At 63.7% G+C, this 17823-nt stretch carries 14 protein-coding genes; 6 read left to right on the top strand and 8 right to left on the bottom strand.

The window, feature by feature from the left end; genetic code table 11:
• Positions 1 to 10: 10 nt before the first annotated feature.
• From arsC to hutC, 5 genes are all read left to right on the top strand, one after another.
• The gene (gene arsC, locus SPYCA_RS16765) at positions 11 to 439 is read left to right on the top strand and encodes an arsenate reductase (glutaredoxin) (RefSeq protein ID WP_011542686.1); all 429 of its coding nucleotides are present in this window, start codon (positions 11 to 13) and stop codon (positions 437 to 439) included.
• Positions 440 to 448: 9 nt separating this feature from the next.
• Positions 449 to 1513, top strand: a complete 1065-nt coding sequence (gene arsB, locus SPYCA_RS16760) for an ACR3 family arsenite efflux transporter (protein WP_011542687.1) — start codon at positions 449 to 451, stop codon at positions 1511 to 1513.
• A 5-nt stretch (positions 1514 to 1518) separates the two neighbouring features.
• Positions 1519 to 2274, top strand: a complete 756-nt coding sequence (arsH, locus tag SPYCA_RS16755; protein WP_011542688.1) for an arsenical resistance protein ArsH — start codon at positions 1519 to 1521, stop codon at positions 2272 to 2274.
• Between the two features lie 162 nt (positions 2275 to 2436).
• Positions 2437 to 3762 (top strand): alginate export family protein, encoded by a 1326-nt coding sequence (locus SPYCA_RS16750; RefSeq protein WP_011542689.1) that lies wholly within the window; start codon positions 2437 to 2439, stop codon positions 3760 to 3762.
• A gap of 63 nt (positions 3763 to 3825) precedes the next feature.
• The gene (gene hutC / locus SPYCA_RS16745) at positions 3826 to 4626 is read left to right on the top strand and encodes a histidine utilization repressor (RefSeq protein ID WP_011542690.1); all 801 of its coding nucleotides are present in this window, start codon (positions 3826 to 3828) and stop codon (positions 4624 to 4626) included.
• Between the two features lie 6 nt (positions 4627 to 4632).
• On the opposite strand, the gene SPYCA_RS16740 is transcribed toward hutC, so the two are convergent.
• The 7 genes from SPYCA_RS16740 to SPYCA_RS16710 all read right to left on the bottom strand — a co-directional run bounded on the left by SPYCA_RS16740 (position 4633) and on the right by SPYCA_RS16710 (position 14316).
• Complete coding sequence (locus tag SPYCA_RS16740) at positions 4633 to 5367, bottom strand: PepSY domain-containing protein (RefSeq protein ID WP_011542691.1); 735 nt, start codon at positions 5365 to 5367, stop codon at positions 4633 to 4635.
• Positions 5364 to 6068, bottom strand: coding sequence for a PepSY domain-containing protein (locus SPYCA_RS16735; protein ID WP_011542692.1), 705 nt, complete (start codon positions 6066 to 6068; stop codon positions 5364 to 5366). Before SPYCA_RS16735 ends, SPYCA_RS16740 begins: the two co-directional genes overlap by 4 nt.
• Positions 6069 to 6079: 11 nt before the next feature.
• Positions 6080 to 8785: a TonB-dependent receptor domain-containing protein gene (locus SPYCA_RS16730; protein WP_037553305.1), complete on the bottom strand. Its 2706-nt coding sequence runs from the start codon at positions 8783 to 8785 to the stop codon at positions 6080 to 6082.
• 285 nt (positions 8786 to 9070) lie between these two features.
• Entirely contained in the window at positions 9071 to 9823 is a 753-nt protein-coding gene (locus SPYCA_RS16725; protein WP_039578994.1) for an amino acid ABC transporter ATP-binding protein, read from the bottom strand.
• The gene (gene metC, locus SPYCA_RS16720) at positions 9820 to 10986 is read right to left on the bottom strand and encodes a cystathionine beta-lyase (protein WP_232003384.1); all 1167 of its coding nucleotides are present in this window, start codon (positions 10984 to 10986) and stop codon (positions 9820 to 9822) included. Before metC ends, SPYCA_RS16725 begins: the two co-directional genes overlap by 4 nt.
• A gap of 70 nt (positions 10987 to 11056) precedes the next feature.
• Positions 11057 to 13249, bottom strand: a complete 2193-nt coding sequence (locus SPYCA_RS16715) for an ABC transporter permease subunit (RefSeq protein ID WP_223181174.1) — start codon at positions 13247 to 13249, stop codon at positions 11057 to 11059.
• Positions 13246 to 14316: an amino acid ABC transporter substrate-binding protein gene (locus SPYCA_RS16710; RefSeq protein ID WP_003046368.1), complete on the bottom strand. Its 1071-nt coding sequence runs from the start codon at positions 14314 to 14316 to the stop codon at positions 13246 to 13248. Before SPYCA_RS16710 ends, SPYCA_RS16715 begins: the two co-directional genes overlap by 4 nt.
• 55 nt (positions 14317 to 14371) lie before the next feature.
• Here SPYCA_RS16710 and SPYCA_RS16705 point away from each other — a divergent pair, with 55 nt between their 5' ends.
• Entirely contained in the window at positions 14372 to 15277 is a 906-nt protein-coding gene (locus SPYCA_RS16705; RefSeq protein ID WP_003046376.1) for a LysR substrate-binding domain-containing protein, read from the top strand.
• Between the two features lie 36 nt (positions 15278 to 15313).
• Here the strand turns inward: SPYCA_RS16705 and SPYCA_RS16700 are convergent, their stop codons facing one another.
• On the bottom strand, positions 15314 to 17785 hold the full coding sequence (locus SPYCA_RS16700) for a TonB-dependent receptor plug domain-containing protein (RefSeq protein ID WP_120221872.1): 2472 nt from the start codon (positions 17783 to 17785) through the stop codon (positions 15314 to 15316).
• Positions 17786 to 17823: the final 38 nt, after the last annotated feature.

Here is a 17823-nt window from a genome sequence, read left to right as displayed (position 1 = left end):
AACGCGCGCTATGACCGACATCGTCATCTACCATAACCCCGCCTGCGGGACCTCCCGCAACACCCTCGCGATGATTCGCAATGCCGGGATCGAACCGCATGTCGTCGAGTATCTGAAGACGCCGCCGTCGCGTGCGCTGCTCGAACAGTTGATCGTCCGCGCCGGCATCACGGCTCGCGAACTCCTGCGAGAGAAAGGCACGCCCTATGCGGAGCTGGGGCTCGGAGACATGGCCCTTGGCGACGAAGCGCTGATCGACGCGATGATGGCGCATCCCGCCCTGATCAACCGCCCGTTGGTGGTCTCGCCGCTCGGCGTGAAGCTCTGCCGTCCCTCCGAAACGGTACTCGACCTCATCCCTGCGGGGCAACGCGGCGCCTTCGCCAAGGAAGACGGCGAACAGGTAATCGACGCCGCTGGCAACCGCGTCGGCGCCTGAGCCAAGCCGATGACAGAACCCAAGCGGGAACGGCTGTCGTTCCTCGATCGCTATCTCACCCTCTGGATCTTCCTCGCGATGGCGCTCGGCGTGTTGCTCGGTTCGGTGTTCACCGGCCTGCCCGCCGCGATCGATGCCCTCTCGTGGGGCTCGACCAACATCCCGATCGCGATCGGCCTTATCCTGATGATGTATCCGCCGCTCGCGCGCGTCCGCTACGAGGAATTGCCGCGCGTGTTCGAGGACAAAAGGGTGCTCGCCATCTCGCTCATCCAGAACTGGATCATCGGTCCCGTGCTGATGTTCGCGCTCGCGGTGATCTTCCTGTCAGACAAGCCCGAATATATGACCGGGCTGATCCTGATCGGCCTCGCGCGCTGCATCGCGATGGTGATCGTCTGGAACCAGCTCGCGAAGGGCGACAATCAATATGTCGCGGCACTGGTGGCGTTCAACTCGATCTTCCAGATCCTGTTCTTCAGCATCTATGCCTGGTTCTTCCTGACGATATTGCCGCCGCTGTTCGGTCTCGAAGGCAGCGTTATCGACGTAAGCTTCTGGACCGTCGCCGAAGCCGTCCTCATTTATCTCGGCGTTCCCTTTGCGGCGGGCTATCTCACTCGCAAGTGGCTCGCAGACGCCAAGGGCAACGAATGGTATGAGACGCGCTTCCTCCCGCGCATCGCGCCGATCACGCTTGTCGCGCTGCTCTTCACGATCGTCGCAATGTTCAGCCTCAAGGGCGGTGAGATCGTCACCATTCCCGGCGACGTCGTGCGCATCGCCGTCCCGCTGACCATCTATTTCGTCGTGCAGTTCGTCATCAGCTTCTGGATGGGCAAGCTGATCGAGGCCGATTATCCGCGCACGACCGCGGTCGCCTTCACCGCCGCCGGAAATAATTTCGAGCTTGCGATCGCGGTTGCGATTGCCGCCTTCGGGCTCGCCTCGCCGGTCGCCTTCGCCGCCGTCATCGGCCCGCTCGTCGAAGTTCCCGTGCTCATCCTGCTGGTGAGCGTCGCCTTCTGGTTCGGACGCCGCTGGTTCCCGGCATCCACCCCCGCGAAAGACTGATTGTCATGGCTTCCCCCACCTTTTCGCGCCTGCGCGCGCTCGCCGATCCCACCCATCTTCCGGCGCTCAGCGCGGAATATATCCGCTCGCAGCCCGCGCTCGGCCTCGGCCCGCTCGACCCAGCGCCGCGCATCCTGCTGCTCTACGGCAGCTTGCGCGAACGCTCCTATTCGCGGCTCGTCGTCGAAGAGACCGCGCGCCTGCTCCAGCTCTTCGGCTGCGAGACGCGCATCTTCGATCCGTCGGACCTGCCGCTGCCCGATTTGATCGCCGACGACGACCACCCGGCCGTCGAGGAACTGCGCCAGCATTCGCTCTGGTCCGAGGGCCAGGTCTGGTGCAGCCCCGAACGGCATGGCCAGATCACCGGCATCATGAAGGCGCAGGTCGATCACCTGCCGCTCGCATACAAAGGGCTACGCCCGACACAGGGCCGCACCCTCGCGGTGATGCAGGTGTCGGCGGGGTCGCAATCGTTCAACAGCGTCAATACGCTCCGCATCCTCGGCCGCTGGATGCGGATGATCACCATCCCCAACCAGTCGAGCGTCGCCAAGGCTTATGCCGAGTTCGACGAGGCGGGCCGGATGCTCCCGTCGAGCTATTACGACCGGATCGTCGACGTTGCGGAGGAACTTGTGTGCTTCACCGTGCTGACGCGCGGCCATGCCACGCAGCTTGTCGACCGCTATTCGGAACGCAAGGACCGCGCCGAACCCGTCGTGACGCCGGCGCGATTGGCGGGGCTGCCGGGAGCCTGAGCCCGGGACCACGTCCAGCCCAGGTCGGCACCGAAGCGATCTTGCACCAGGGGCGCCTCCGATCTAGAGGCGGATTACCGGGGCCGCGCAACCTCCCGGTAAAGCGTCCCGGCGCTCAAGCGTTGCCTGTTCGTCCTCGATTTCGGGGATCAGGAGGTTTGCTTGAGGCTGTATCTTGCCGCGACTTTACTCGCCCTGCCCGCACCCGCTCTCGCCGAAGATGGCCTGACCATCACGGGCAGCATGCGCCTGCGCTATGAAATGATCCAAGGACAGGCGCGGACGGGATTCGACGAGAAGGACGACCTGCTCAATGTCCGCACGATCGTCGGCGGCGAATATCGCAGCGACGGATTTCGCTTGGGCGCCGAACTCTACGACAGCCGCGTCTATGGGAGCGAGGCGGGAACCCCGGTGACGACGGGCGAAGTCAACGCGTTCGAACTGGTCCAGGCCTATGTCGGCTATGAGGCGCGCGATGCCTTCGGTGCAGGCACGAAGCTCGATCTCCAGGCCGGCCGCTTCACGCTGAACCTGGGATCGCGGCGGCTGGTGGCCGCGGACGATTATCGCAATACGACCAGCGGCTATACGGGTCTCCGCGCCGACCTGGCGCTGCGCGGAGGTGTCGCGGCGACCTTTATCTATACGCTTCCGCAGGTGCGGCTGCCCGACGACCGCGCGTCGCTCGACGCCAACCGGGTCAAGTTCGACAAGGAGAGCTTTGACCTGCAACTCTGGGGCGGCCTCGCGACGAAGAAGCTCGGCGGGTCGCGCGGCTCGGTCGAGATTTCCTACTTCCATCTCGGCGAGCGCGACGCGCCGCAGCGGCCGACGCGCGACCGTTCGCTCGAAACGATCGGACTGCGCGCCTATCGCGATCCCGCGCCGGGCCGGTTCGATTATGAGAGCGAGACTTTCTACCAGTTCGGTACGATCAGCAGCAGCCTCGCTCCCTCGGCAGCCAAGTCCGATGTGTCGGCGTGGTTCACGCATCTCGAGGCGGGTTACAGCTTCCGCCACCCTTGGTCGCCGCGCCTATCGCTCGAATTCGACTATGCGAGCGGCGACGGCCGGGGAGGCGATTTCGGCCGCTTCGATACCTTGTTCGGCATGCGCCGCGCGGAACTCGCGCCAGCGGGCCTCTATAATGCGGTCGGACGGGCCAATCTTCTGTCCCCGGCGATCCGTATCGAAACAATACCGTCAAGGCGCCTCGATGCCTTTGCGGCCTACCGGCCGCTCTGGCTGGCCTCGCGGTTCGACAGTTTTTCGACGACCGGCGTTCGCGATCCATCCGGCGCCTCCGGCCGCTTCGCGGGACACCAGGTCGAAGCGCGCCTGCGCTACTGGCTCGTACCGAAGCGCCTCCGCCTCGAATGGAGCGGCCTGTTTCTCGGCAAGGGCCGGTTTCTCCGAAACGCGCCCAATGCACCGGCCGGGGGCAACACGCTGTATAATTCCTTCAATGCCACCATCAGCTTCTGAAACCGGCGCAGGTCGCAAACAGCATGCTTGGCTTCTGCGAGCAGCAACCTGTATAGACGGGTTATGGATGTTACCACTCGCACCCCCGGACGCGGATCAAAACTCTCGAATGGATCTGCGGCCGCCCGGCCCGGCAACTCCGATGACGAAAATGACAAGTCTCCGCCTCGCTATGCCGCCATCAAGCAGAGCATTTGCGATGCCGTTCGCGACGGACTTCTTAAGCCGGGCGACCGGGTTCCATCGGAAGCAGAGCTAGTCCAACAATTCGACGTGTCACGGATGACCGCCAATCGGGCGCTTCGCGAACTACAGGCGGCAGGCGTTCTTGTACGCCGCGCGGGTAGCGGATCGTTCATCGCCGAGCCCAAGCCGATCGGCCAGATGATCGAAATTCGCAATATCGCCGAAGAGATCCGCGAGCGCGGTCACATCTATCGGGCCCGCGTCGTGCAGAATGACGAGATACGCGCCAATGCGGACCTTGCGGCGCTACTGGAGGTTCCGGTCGGCACGAGGCTTTTCCACTCGATCATCGTTCATCACGAAGCCGAGTTCCCGATCCAGCTCGAGGAGCGTTTCGTGCTCGCGTCGGCGGCTCCCGATTATGGGAAGATCGACTTCACCCAGATGACGCCGAACGAATATCTGACGCGGACGGCGCCGCTCGAGCGCGTCGAACATCGGGTTCGCGCCGAGATGCCCGACGCGCACACCCACAGCATGCTGGGGCTCTCGGACGGCGAACCCGTGTTGCGGATGACGCGGCGGACGTGGAGCCATTCGCGCCTCGTCAGCCATGCCTGGCTGACGCATCCCGGATCGCGATTCGAGCTGTCGGCGGCCTTCTCGATCGACGATTGACGCCGCTCAGCTGGTGCGCGTGACGACCACCGGTTTGCGGCGCCGGCGCAGCCAGCGGAAATCGGCGCGGCTGAAGCTCTTGAACAGCAGATAGAAGCCGGTGCCCGAGAGCCAGAGCGCGCCAAAGGCGACGAAAATGATGAGCGGGTGGTTGAAGCTCTTCCGGTTGATGTAATCCATGTTGTGGAGCATCCAGAAGAAGTCCCACGTCCGCCAGGTGTCGCCGCGCATGACGAGGAAGCGCGCGGTGTCGAGCGAGACATAGGCGCTGCTGTTCTCGTCGTCCGCGAAATCGACGCGCCACATCGCCCCCTCATGATCGCGCGATTCGAGGTTCGGCTTGGCGATTACGCTCACCTCTCGGATCGGCGCCTCGTTCATCATGGAGGCGACTTCGCGCGCCATGGCCTCGTCGACCCGGATGTGCTCGCCGCTTGTCGCGTCGACGAGACGGACGCCTTTTGCGGAGCGCACTTCATAGACCGGCCGGGTTCCGAGATCGCGAAGGATCACGCCCGTGACAGGTTCGCCGCGCGGCAGGGCCGCCACGTCGAAATATTCCCCCGGTGGCAGTGGATGCGCATGCGACATCCCGCCGCCGTGCCCGCCGACCTTATCCTTGTCGAGCAGCGCCATCACCGATCCGCTGAGCGCCCAGAGCAGGAACTGGAGACCCAGGATCAGCCCGACCCATTTGTGGATGCGCCGGAAGAAGAGCGGCGTCAGTCGGATGCGTTTCATGCCTGCTTCCTCTTGCGGCGTTTGAAGGACCAGATCAGCAACCACGCCCCGCTGATCGCCATCGCGAAGACGCTCCAGGTCGCGACGCGGAGCAACGGGTTGTTGACGTCGGTCCGCTCATCATAGTCCATGATGTGGAGCATCCACGCGAAGTCGAACACGCGCCACAATGCGTGGCGGCGCGAGATAAGCTCACCGGTCGTCGGCGACAGATAGAGCGTCGGGCGGTTCCAGCCCTCGAACTCGACCTGCCAATAGGGCGGCTTGCGCGACTGCATTTCCTGTGGCGCTTCGGTCAACAGCCGCACCGACACGATCTTGCCGTCGCCGGTGTAGATGCGCCGCGCCTGCTCGCGGACCTGGGACTCGGTAAGCGCAGGCAGCGGCGCACCCGAGCGGGCATCGAACAGCCGCGCCCCTTCGGGAGTTTCAGCGCGCCAGACGGGGCGATCGAAGAACCGCTGCAAGCGAACCTCGGACGCACCGGGCGCGGCCGCAACGATCCGCGACGGCGGCGCGAGGCCCGCGAGGTCGAAGGGCTGAACCATCGGCGCGCGCACGAGATGGTCGCCATGGATGGTGTCGATATGCACGACCACCATGTAGAAGCCGGTCAGCGTCCAGAGCAGCGCCTGGACGCCGACCACCAAGGCCAGCCATTTATGCGTTCGCCGGACGAGCAGCGGCCAACGGATCGCCATATCGATTACCCTCAGAACGCGGTGCGGAAGCCGACGTAGAAACGCCGTCCGAGCAGGTCATAGGTCATCGTGTCGGTGTTCGCATCGGTGAAGCTCTGGATATAGGGCGCCTTGCGATCGAAAAGATTGTCGACACCGACCTGGAACCGGGTCTTCTCGTCGATTTCGAAAGCGACCTGGAGATTGTGGTAGAAGACATTCGGCGTGCTGTAGCCGATGTCGCCGGGGGCCGCATTGAAGTCGGTCGCCTTGCCGATCCACTGGGTCGACCAGGTCGCGCTGACCCCGTCCTTTTCAGCGGTCAGCACGCCATAGCCGCGCCATTTCGGATAGCCGCCATTGCCGCCGCCGATAAAGCCGTCGAAGTCGATCGGCGCGCCGCCGGGGAAAGGCAGGACCACATATTTGTTGAGATAGGTCACGTTGACGTCGAGCGAGACGTTCACGCTGCCGATGTCATTGTTGTAAACGAGACCCAGATCGAGGCCGTTCATTTCTTCGCGGCCCGTGTTGATCGGTTGCGCGGAGAGGAAGGTAACCTCGCCGGTCAACGGGCTGCGGGTAAAATCTTCGCAGAAGGGATGCGAAAGATTCTGGCTCGCATAACAAATGCTGAGCTTTGTCGAGCCCGGAATAGCACGGATCGCATCCTTGATCTTGATGTCGAACCAGTCGGCAGTGAGCGAGAGTCCCGGAACCAGTCCCTTCGGTGAAATCACCGTCCCGACGGTCCAGGTCGTCGAGCTTTCGGGTTTCAGATTCTCGTTGCCGCCGACCGTTGTCAGGATCGTTGTACCGAGCTGAACATAATTGGCCGGCACGCCCGACGCCTGACAATTGGCGATCAGTGTCGCATTGCCGCTGGTCGAATAGCGCGAGCAGGGGTCGGTGGTCGTCAGATTGCCCTCGGAGACGCCGCCGAACAATTCGGGGACGTTCGGAATGCGAAAGCCGGTGCCGTAGGTGCCGCGCAGGCGGAAGCTGTCATTGATGACCCAGTCGACGCTCCCCTTGTAGTTCCAGTCGCTGCCGAACAGGTCGTAGTTCGAGTAGCGAACCGCGCCGTCGAGGGTAAGCGACTGGAAGAAGGGTGTGTCGGCCAGAACGGGCACCGACAGTTCGAGATAGGCTTCCTTCGCCGTGCTCGTTCCGGAGATCGGATCCTGCTGGTTGGTGTTGGCAATACCGAGCACCGTCAGCGGATCGGGATCGCGCCAACCCTTTTCCTTGCGATAGACGACACCCGCCGCGAAGGAGACGGGGCCTGCGGGCAGCTTGAAGAGATCGCCGTTGATATCGGCGGTGACCGTCGCAAGCTCGTTGCCGCCGCGGTCGCGCGACGTGAACAGGATATAGTCGAGAACCTCCGGGGTCAGGTCGCCGAACCCGAGATAGTCGGCGCAGGGGATCGTGGCACCGGCAGCAAGACTGCACTTGGTCGTATCGAGGGAATTCGCCACTCGCTCGAGATTGGCGATGTTGGTCGAACCATCGACCGCGGTGTTGCGGCCGAAGGCGCCCGCGATTTCCCATCCCCAATCGTTCGAGAGCTTGCCGCGGAGGCCAAACGTACCCTGCCAGGTATCGGTTTCCTGGAAGAATTGGCGCGGGCCGGGCTCGGCGAGGCGGCGCTGGATGAGGACGATATTCTGCCCCGTCGGATTGGTGGGATTGCTCGCCGCGATCGAGAGGTTGCGCAGCGTTCCGGGCGTCGCGATCTGATTCGACTTGCGGAAGGTGTAAAGGAATTCGCCGAACGCCTCGATATTGTCAGTGATGTCATAGTCGGCGAAAAACGCCGTGCTCACGCGCTCGACCGGGCTCACCGCGTTGAGGAACGGGTTCGAGTTGAAGTTGTGCTTGGCAGCGCTGTACGGCTCGAAGAAGTTGCCGTTACCGCCCAGCACCTGATTGAAGTTGATCTGCTGGCCGTTCGGCAGCACCGCGCGGCCGCCGATCGTCGAGGCGCTGTTCACGCAGCTCAGCATGCCGGGCGTGGTTTCGGCAAGCGAGCAAGGCGCGCGCGTTGCCATATTGACCGCGCTCGTCTTCTGATAGGTGACCGCCGCCATGAAACCGCCGCGATCGTTGCGGACGCCCCACAGGAGGTCGGCGGTGAAGTCCGAGCCATCGCCCTTTTCGGTGATGCCTTGGCGCACGCTGAGGCCGAGGCCTTCATAGTCAGTGCGGGTCACGAGGTTGACCACGCCCGCCATCGCGTCGGCGCCATAGATCGCCGAGGCGCCGTCCTTGAGCACATCGGTGCGCGCGAGCGCCGCGACCGGGATCATGTTAAGATCGGGCGAGGAGTTCGCGCCGGTGCCGCCCGCGACGAGGCGGCGGCCGTTGAGCAGAACAAGCGTGCGCTTGATGCCGAGACCGCGCAGGTTCACCTGCGCCGTGCCATATCCATTGTTCGCCCAATAGGCGGAGGTCTGGTTGCCTGCGAAGCCGGCGTTGGCGGGAAGGCGCTGCAGCACCGTCTCGATATTGACGACGCCGGTGTTCTCGATCTGCTCGGCCGACACGACGGTCGCGGGGCCGACGCCCGCGAGATCCTGGCGACGAATGCGCGAGCCGGTCACGACGATGTCCGATCCGTTCGGAGCATCCTCCGCGGCGGGTGACTGCGTCGCAGCATCGCTCTGCGCGAGCGCTGGCGTTGCAAAGGTCGCGACCGCTGCGGCGCTGGCGAGCAAAATTGTCCTGGTCATCATAGCGAAACCCCCTGATGGTTGGCTGATTCCCCTCAGAGAGCATCAAATGTATATACAGGTCAATAGGAATTTATTGAATCATATCAATTGGTTATGAAGTAAATTCCGGGCGCACGATACTTACTAGATACGCACCCCAAAGCTCTACCCCTCATCAATTTTGAAATTTTTTCCGGCCTGAGCCTTTTCGCGCAAGGAGCCGGCGGGCCCCTCCCTCGGCTTGCTTATGAAATGACATGATTAAGTGGGTCGGCACAGCTTGGGGGCGCGACCGACTTGAGCCGCTCAATGCGAAAGTATCTGTTCGAGAAAGGTCCGTGCGCGCTCGCTTTTCGGCGCGGCGAAAAAATCTGCCGGCCTTGCGTCTTCGATGATCTGGCCCTGATCCATGAAAAGCATGCGATCGGCCGCCTCGCGCGCGAATCCCATTTCGTGCGTCACGCACACCATCGTCCGTCCTTCGCCGGCAAGGGACGTCATCACATCGAGTACCTCCTTGATCATCTCGGGATCGAGCGCCGATGTCGGCTCGTCGAAGAGAAGAATCCGGGGCTCCATCGCCAGAGCGCGGGCTATCGCGGCCCGCTGTTGCTGCCCTCCCGAGAGCTGCCCCGGATATTTGCCCGCCTGGTCGCCAATCCTCACCTTGTCCAAATAGGATATGGCGCGCGCCTCCGCCTCCGGAAGAGACAAGCCGCCGAGCAGGACGGGCGCGAGGGTGCAATTCTCCAGCACCGTCTTGTGCGGGAACAGATTGAACTGTTGAAAGACCATGCCGACGGCGCGGAGCGCCGCAACGGCCTCCCGCGACGCGTCGGTTATCCTGGTTCCCTCGATCAGGACGGCACCGGAGTCGGGCACCTCGAGCCTGTTCATGCAGCGAATGAGCGTCGATTTGCCGGAGCCTGAAGGGCCGCAAATCACGATCCGCTCGCGCGGGGCGATTTCGAGGTCGATCGAGCGGAGGGCATGATAGGCGCCATAATATTTGTCGACCTGCCGCAAGCTGACGGCCGCGTGGCCCGAGGCGTCGGTCATGACGCCTGCCCCCGGCCGCGGAGCGCTCGTACCCGCGCGAAGGCTGCGGCGAGGTCGGCGATCAGATCCTGCGGCGCTTCGAGGCCGGCGTGAATGCGGATCAGCGCCCCATCTGCCTCGCCATTGGGAAAATCGCGGATCGGAGCGGGCCACGCCGGAACCGCGAGACTTTCGAAGCCGCCCCAGCTCGAACCGAGCTGGAATAGCGAGAATTCGTTGAAAAAGGCGCTGGTTTCGGGCGGGGTCAGGCCATCGAGCTGAACACCGAACAATCCGGAAGCACCGGTGAAATCCCGCTTCCAGATTGCATGGCCGGGGTCGGCGGGATGAGCCGGATAGCGGACCGCAACCACTTCGGGTTGCTGGGCGAACCATTCGATCAGCGTCGCTGCGGTGCGCTGGTGGCGTTCAAGGCGCGCATCGAGCGTCCTGATGCCCCGGTGGACCAGATAGCAATTGTCGGGACTCGCGCAGTTGCCCCAGCGCGCCGCCGCGTCCTTGAGCTGGCGGTAGACGGCATCGCTGGCCGCCGTCATCGTGCCGAGCAGACAGTCGGAGTGCCCCGAGAGATATTTGGTTGCCGAAGCAAGCGAGATGTCGACGCCATGGGCCAAGGGCTTGAAGAAGAGCGGCGTGGCCCAGGTGTTGTCGAGAGCGGTCAATATGCCCCGGCTGCGCGCAACCGCCGTGATCGCGGGGACGTCGATCATATCGAATGTCTGCGAGCCCGGGGTCTCCATATAGATGAGCCGGGTGTTGCTGCGGCACAGCCCGGCAATCTCCGCTCCGATATCGGGCCGGAAATATTCCACCTCGACCCCGAAACGCGCGAGAACGTCGGTCAGAAACTTGCGGGTCGGCCCATAGACGCAGTCCGCGACGAGCAGATGGTCGCCCCCGGCCACGAAAGCCGTGAGGGCTAGCGCGATTGCGCTGGTTCCGGACGAGGTGATGACGGTCGCGCAGCCGCCTTCAAGTTCGCTGACAGCCTCGGCGAGCGCAAAGGTCGTTCGCGTTCCGTACAGGCCATAGATGACCTCATCGTAGAGACCCTGGTGCCGGTCCATATAGGCCTCGACGCTGTCGTAGATAATGGTGGAGGCCCGGTCGACGGGCGGATTGATGAGGCCCCGCTGATCGCACGGACGGGGACCGCCGTGCACGGCACGCGTCGGATCCTGCCAGGCGCGCCCTTTCGGGCTTGCCGGCTCCCCGGGCCATTTTCTGTCGTGATTATCCTGCATAGTTTAGTTTCCGTTCGATCTTCATGCTGAGCCGGGACAGGGAGAAACAGAGGAGGAAAAAGATTGTCCCGGTAAAAAGATAGGCTTCGGCGAAATAGGGTCGCCATTGCGCCTCGACGTAGGAGAGGCGGGTCGTCTGCAACAAATCGAAGACGCCGACGATGAGGACGAGCGTCGTGTTCTTGACCTCGCTGATCGAAGTGTTGACCAGCCCCGGCACGCTGACTTTCAGCGCCTGCGGCAACAGGATATGGCGCCGCGCCTGCCATTTGGTGAGGCCAAGAGCATGCGCGGCCTCGGCTTGCCCGACGGGAACCGCCAGCAGGCCGCCCCGGATGACCTCGGCCATATAGGCGGCAGTGAAGAATATGAGCGCGAGCTGGACGCGCGGCAGGCTGTCGATCGAGAGATAGGAGGGCACGAACAGCGGGAACAGGACCGCAGCGAGGAAGAGCACTCCGATCAGCGGCGTTCCGCGAACCAGCTCGATGAAGGCGACGCTCGGCCAGCGAATGCCGCGCCGCGCCGACCTGCGGCCGAACGCGAGGAGTATAGCCAATGGAAAAGCGCCGACCACCGCAAGGCTCGCGAGCAGCAATGTGACCGGCAGGCCGCTCCACTTCTCCATCGGGACATAGGAAAGGCCCGCGAATCCTCCTCGTAGCAGAAGTACCGCCACGGCGATTGCGCCGAGCCAGACAAGCCCGAGGCGGCTGCGCCAGAATCGCGGGACGAAGGAGAAGGCAAGGCATGAAAGCAGCGCGGCCGCCGCTGCTGCGGACCGCCACTGCTCGGCTTCGGGATAGGTGCCAAACAATATCAGCCGCGCATTTTCGCGGAGGAATGGCCAGCAAGCACCGCTGGCCAAACGGCAATCGGCCGCGCCCCCGGCGAAGGTCGCGTCGAACAGCAGCCACGAGAGCCCCTTGCCGGCGAAAGCCGCGGTCATGGCGAGGATCGCGATGGTGAGTATCGACTGGCGTCCTCCTCTGAACAGATTGCGCCGTATCCACGACGGCCAGGCGGTCGCCGAGCGCAGCGGAAAGGGTTCGAGGGGCGCCGACTGGATGCTCCGGCCGGGCTGCCCGGCGACGCTCCAGCCCAACTGGCGGGCATAGAGGCCGGTGACGAACGACAAGGATAGCGAAAGCAGCAGGAAGGTCGCGACGATCAGGCCGACGCCCTCGATCGCCTGCCCTGTCTGACTGATGACGGTATCGACCACCGAGACAAATTCGGGATATCCGATCGCGACCCCCAGGGAGCTGTTCTTGATCGTGTTGAGATGCCAGCTCGTCATCGGCGGTATGGCGATGCGCAGCGCTTGCGGCATCACGATCCGTCCCATTGTTTGCGCGGGCGACAGGCCGAGCGCTTTGGCGGCCTCGCTCTGCCCTGCGGGAACGGCGAGGATCGCGCCGCGGAATATCTCGGCCAGATAGGCCGAGGCATAGACCGAAAGGCTGGCGACCAGCGTCAGAAACTCCGTGGAGAGCGACAATCCGCCGACGGTTCCGAAGCGCCCCGCCCGCGGCAGATCGATCCCGCCCCACAGCAAGAGCGGCACCAGGGAGATGCCGGCGAAGGCCAGCGCAGTGCGCGTGCGAACGGCTCCTCGCCGCACGGCACCCAGCAGGATCGCACAGGCGACGATCGCGATGAGAAAGACCGGCCGTCCCGGATCGGCCAAGGAGAGCGCGGGGAGGTGCAATCCCCGATTATCGAGGTCGAACGGTCCGACGGCGCCCGGGCCGGGTCCGGGCAGACCGAACAGCAGCGCGGCGTACCAGACGAACATCTGGAGCAGCAGCGGAATATTGCGAACCAGCTCGATATAAAGGCCGGAGAGCCTCGCAAGCAGCCAGTTGGACGACAGGCGCGCCATGCAGACCGCGAGGCCGAGCAAGGTCGAGAAGATGATGCCGAGCGCCGATATCAGGAGCGTGTTGAGAAGACCCACCGCCAGCGCCGCGGCATAGGAATCGCCCGGCGCGTAAGCAATCAGCGTTTCGCCAATCGCGAAACCCGCCCGGTCGAACAGGAAACCGAACCCCGTCCGGATGTTTCGGTCCGCGAGATTGTCCGCCAATGTCGCAAACAGGCCGTAGGCGACCACAAGCCCGCCCGCGATCAGCAGCCAGGGTAACGCAGCGATGGCAAGCCGCCTGTGTTTATGAGTCATCGCATCGGCAACGGGTAGATCAGCCCGCCGTCCCGATAGAGCTTATTCTGTCCGCGTTCGACGCCGAGCGGCGTAATGTGCCGGTCGAAGATTTCGCCATAATTGCCCGTCGCCTCGATCGCGCGATACGCCCAGTCATCGTCGAGGCCGAGCGACTTGCCGAATCCGGGCAGGCCGCCGAGCATCTTGCGCACTTCGGGGTCACGCGAGGCCATGCGCATGCGCGCTGCATTCGCGCGGGTGACCCCCATTTCCTCGGCAGCAAAGAGCGCGTTCAGCACCCATTTGTTGATCTCATACCATTGCTCGTCGTCGCTGCGCACGACGGGACCTACCGGCTCCTTGGTGAGTCGTTCGGGCAGCACAACATAATCGTCCGGATGCGCGGTATCGGCGAGACGGATCACGGTCAGCGTGAAGGCATCGGTGGTCATCGCGTCGCACCGCCCGGCAAAGAAGGCGAGCTTGGCTTCCTCGGGATTCTCGAACACGACCGACTGGAAACGCAGCCCCTTGCGCTCGAAATATTCGGCGGTGTTGAGTTCGGAGGTCGTCCCCTTGGTGATGCAGATCGATGCGCCATCGAGATCCGTCGGAAGCCGCACACCCGATCGCCGGGGCACCAGGAAGCTCTGCCCGTCATAATACATGGTGCCGACGAAATTCACCCCGAGGTCGGTGTCGCGCGTCAGCGTCCATGTCGTCGTCCGCGACAGGACGTCGGCCTCGCCCGTCTGCACGATCGTGAAGCGCTTGTTCGAGGCGACCGGCATGAACCGGACCTTGCGGGCATCGCCGAGGACCGCAGCGGCGAGCGCCCGGCAGTAGTCGACGAAGAACCCCTGCCAGCGCCCGCGCTTGTCGAGATAGGACATGCCGAGCTGCCCCGTATGAATTGCGCAATTGAGCGTTCCGCGCGCGCGAATCCGCGCAAGCGTCGATCCCTTCGCCGCGGCGATTTCATGCCCACCGGTGCCGGCGGGCTCGCGGCCGCAGCCGCCGAGTAACAGGGCGCCTGCGGCGAGCAGCGCCGGTAACCAGCGGCGCGATGCGTGCGACCTATTCATAAACGAGGCTTTCAATGCTAGCGCCATAAGAAATAGCTATAGGGAGCGATGTCCGATGAACCTGCGTCACCTCGAAGCCTTCAGGGCCGTGATGCTCTCGGGATCGGTCACCCAGGCCGCGCAGTCGCTCAACCTGTCGCAACCCGCGGTGAGCAAGATGCTTGCCGAGCTCGAGCATCAGCTGGGCTTTCAGCTCTTCCTGCGTTCGCGCGGCAGCGCGCTCACCGTGACGCCCGAAGCCGACGCCTTTTTCTACGAAGTCGAGCGGAGCTTCTCGGGCATTGCGGCCCTGAAGCGGGTAGCGGAAGACATCCGCAACATGGCGACCGGCACGCTCCGGATCGCCGCCCTTCCGGCGCTCGCGGTCAGTTTCCTGCCGCGTGTGATCGCGGCCTTTCGCGAGACACATCCCGGCGTCACCGTTCAGCTCCAGACCCGCAGTTCCTCGACGGTGCGGCAATGGATGGCGAACCAGCAGTTCGACATCGGGCTCGCGACGCCGGCGCGCGAATTGCCCGGCATAAGGATGGAGCGCTTCCTGCGCTGCCCCGGCGCCTGCGTTCTCCCTGCCGGCCACCGCTTGGCCGTCAAGGACGTCATCCGGCCGGCCGATCTCGAGGGCGAGCCCTTCATTTCGCTCGCGCTCGAGGACGGCGTGCGTCACCGCATCGACCGCATTTTCGAGGACGCGGGCGTCCACCGCGAGATGGTCATCGAAACCCAATATGCGATGACCATCTGCGCGCTTGTCATGCAGGGGGTCGGATGTTCGATTCTCAACCCCGTGACCGCAGCGGATTATGCCGAGCGGGGCCTTACGGTCCGTGATTTCGCGCCGGAGGTCCATTTCGAATATATGCTCTTCACGCCGAAGTTGAGGCCGATGTCCCAAGTCGCTGCGGCCTTTATCGCGGTGCTCGAATCCCACCGCGACGCGATGTTCGGCTCCGACGCCAGCTGAAGACACAAGACGCCGCACGGCCCTCACGGCCACCGATCAGAAGGAGGCGGTCGCGCGAACGTACCAGAAGCCCCCGTTGAACCCCGTCGGCGCGAAGCGGAGATATCGGATCCCGTTGTTGATCTGGGATTGCCGCGCCTCGACGTCGGGGTAATTGTCGAAGATATTCTCGCCGCCGACCGCAAGCTTGAGCATGTCGCTGACCTTGTAGGACAGCTCGAGATCGACCAGCAGTTCGGCGCCGCCCGTCTGGTCGGCAGCCGGTGCGGCGCCATAGTCGGTCCATTTGCCATAATAGTTCGCGCGCGCGACGAAGCCGAAGCGCTCGCCCGCATAAGTGAAGGACGCATTGCCCTTCCACTTCGGAACGAAGCCCTCGAGTTCGAGCAGCCGCTCGCGGTCCGCAGTGATCACCGGCGAAGCCTTGATGACATCGGTTTTGGTATAGTTGCCGTTGAGGCCGAGCGTGGCCTTGCCGCCGCCGAGGTCGAAGCCCACGGTGAGCACCGCATCGACGCCCTGGGTGCGGCTGTCGAAGGAGTTGGTGAAGAAGCTCACCTGCTGGAAGGAATCCCCACCGGGAATGCCAAGCGCCGCGAGCTGCGCGCGCTGCGCCGGGGTGAGATTGAAATTGCCCGATACGGCGATCCGGTCTTCGACCTTGATGTTGAAATAGTCGAGCGTGAAGGTGATGCGATTGGAGGGCTTCACCACGATGCCGCCGGCGACGTTGAACGAATTCTCGGGCCGAAGCGGCGTCGCGCCGAAGAATTGCGCCACCGGATTGTTGGGCGCGATAATGCCTGCGGTCAGCGGCGCCCCGGTTATCGAGTCGATGTTGGTCTGGACTTGCGAGGCGTTCGACTGGCCCGGCGTCGGCGCCCGAAAGCCGGTGTTGACCGATCCGCGCACCGCGAAGACGTCCGAGAAATCATATCGCCCGTTGATCTTCCAGGTGAATTTCGAGCCGAAGTCCGAGTAATTCTCGTAGCGGCCGGCAAGGCCGAACTGGAGCGCGTCGGTGAGATTGCCTTCGAGCGACGTATAGGCGGCCCAGTTGCTGCGCGCGAACTCGCCCGCCTGGATGGGACTGAAGCCCGGGAAGCCGTTCGAGCCGACCGGCAGTCCGACGCGGTTTCCGGTATCGGGATCGATGACCGACGCGAAAGGACCAACCTGCCATGATGCGATGTCGCCGGCCGTGATCTCATATGTCTCGCGCCGATACTCGAGACCGCCGGCAAGCGTCAGCGGATCGGAGGTGCCGATCGCGATGGGGTAAGTGAGATCGAGATTGAAAGCGAGTTCGCGCTGCTCGAGCTGCCCCGGCTTGAAGGATGTTGGCGACGCGAGGCCAAGCGACGGATTGACCGTATTTTCGATCCGGTAGGAAGCATGGTTCTGGCCATAAGAAGCGCTGAGGTCATAGGTCAGGCCCGAGGAGAATTCGCCCTTGAGGCCGGCCGCAAGCGCCGCGTCGGTCACCGTGGCGCCGAAATCCGGCGTAAAGCCGCCGGGAAAGAGCTGGCGGAAGCTGAAGCGCTGTCCTCCGGGCGTATTGGTGAGCGGAATCGAGGTGGAAATGAAGCTGGCATCGGGGTTGCGGTAAAAGAAGGCCGTCGTGCCGCGGCTCCAGCTATAGTTGCCGAAGGTGTAGAATTCCATCTCCTCCGACAGTTCGATGCCGGCATTGACGAAGATGCGCGCCGCCTCGGATTCGGGATTTCCCCAGCGCTGCGCCGGGACCGGGACATCCTGAACGCCGGCATCGATGAGCGCCTGCGCGTCGGGACGCTGAATGCCGCGCGACGTCGTGCTGGCGTTCACATATTCGCCGCTGATGTTGACGAAACCGGCGTCGGTGAAGGGAAGCCCGACATTGCCCTGGACGAGGAAATCCTCGCCGTCGCCCTTATAGAATTGGCCATAGCGGGCGATCAGCAATCCGCCTTCGCGGTCGCGGCGCAGACCGAAATTGAGGACGCCGGCGATCGCATCCGATCCATAGAGCGCCGACGCGCCGTCACGCAGAACCTCGAGCTGGCCGATCGCGATCGACGGGATCGCCGAAAGATCGGGTCCCTGCGATCCCCGGATATAGGGAACATTGGTGAACTGGACCGTCGCGCCGCGATGGCGCCGCTTGCCATTCACGAGCACCAGCGTCTGGTCCGGCGGCAGGCCGCGCAGCGAGAAAGGCCGGGTAAAAACGGCGCCGTCGTTGCTGACGAGGCGCTGGACATTGAGCGACGGGACCTCGGTGCGCAGGAGATCATTCATGTCGGCCGTGCCCTTTTCGAGCAGTTCGGCACCGGTGATGATGTCGATCGGCTGAGCGGAATCGGCCGCCTTGAGATCGTTCCGCCGCGTACCCGTCACGACGATTTCGCCCTGCGACGCGCCTGGCCCCGGCGCCTCTTTGGCGTTATCCTGCGCGAAGGCGGCGGCGGCCGACATGCCTGCCAGGACGGCGATAATCGAGCCACTCGTGCGAAGCAATTTTCTCATGGTCCCCTCCCATTTGCGAAAGCTCTCGGCTTCGCCAC

This window comes from Sphingopyxis sp. FD7 (assembly GCF_003609835.1).
In the GTDB taxonomy this organism is placed as follows: domain Bacteria; phylum Pseudomonadota; class Alphaproteobacteria; order Sphingomonadales; family Sphingomonadaceae; genus Sphingopyxis.
The sequence above is the reverse complement of the archived record's forward strand: the minus strand, read 5'-3'. Positions and strand labels throughout refer to the sequence as shown.

Coding starts and splice junctions, on each gene's coding strand:
- SPYCA_RS16730 (WP_037553305.1), bottom strand. CDS start 8,785: ATGATGACCAGGACAATTTTGCTCGCCAGCGCCGCAGCGGTCGCGACC.
- SPYCA_RS16705 (WP_003046376.1), top strand. CDS start 14,372: ATGAACCTGCGTCACCTCGAAGCCTTCAGGGCCGTGATGCTCTCGGGA.
- SPYCA_RS16740 (WP_011542691.1), bottom strand. CDS start 5,367: ATGAAACGCATCCGACTGACGCCGCTCTTCTTCCGGCGCATCCACAAA.
- SPYCA_RS16710 (WP_003046368.1), bottom strand. CDS start 14,316: ATGAATAGGTCGCACGCATCGCGCCGCTGGTTACCGGCGCTGCTCGCC.
- hutC (WP_011542690.1), top strand. CDS start 3,826: ATGGATGTTACCACTCGCACCCCCGGACGCGGATCAAAACTCTCGAAT.
- arsB (WP_011542687.1), top strand. CDS start 449: ATGACAGAACCCAAGCGGGAACGGCTGTCGTTCCTCGATCGCTATCTC.
- arsH (WP_011542688.1), top strand. CDS start 1,519: ATGGCTTCCCCCACCTTTTCGCGCCTGCGCGCGCTCGCCGATCCCACC.
- arsC (WP_011542686.1), top strand. CDS start 11: ATGACCGACATCGTCATCTACCATAACCCCGCCTGCGGGACCTCCCGC.
- SPYCA_RS16725 (WP_039578994.1), bottom strand. CDS start 9,823: ATGACCGACGCCTCGGGCCACGCGGCCGTCAGCTTGCGGCAGGTCGAC.
- SPYCA_RS16735 (WP_011542692.1), bottom strand. CDS start 6,068: ATGGCGATCCGTTGGCCGCTGCTCGTCCGGCGAACGCATAAATGGCTG.
- SPYCA_RS16715 (WP_223181174.1), bottom strand. CDS start 13,249: ATGACTCATAAACACAGGCGGCTTGCCATCGCTGCGTTACCCTGGCTG.
- SPYCA_RS16700 (WP_120221872.1), bottom strand. CDS start 17,785: ATGAGAAAATTGCTTCGCACGAGTGGCTCGATTATCGCCGTCCTGGCA.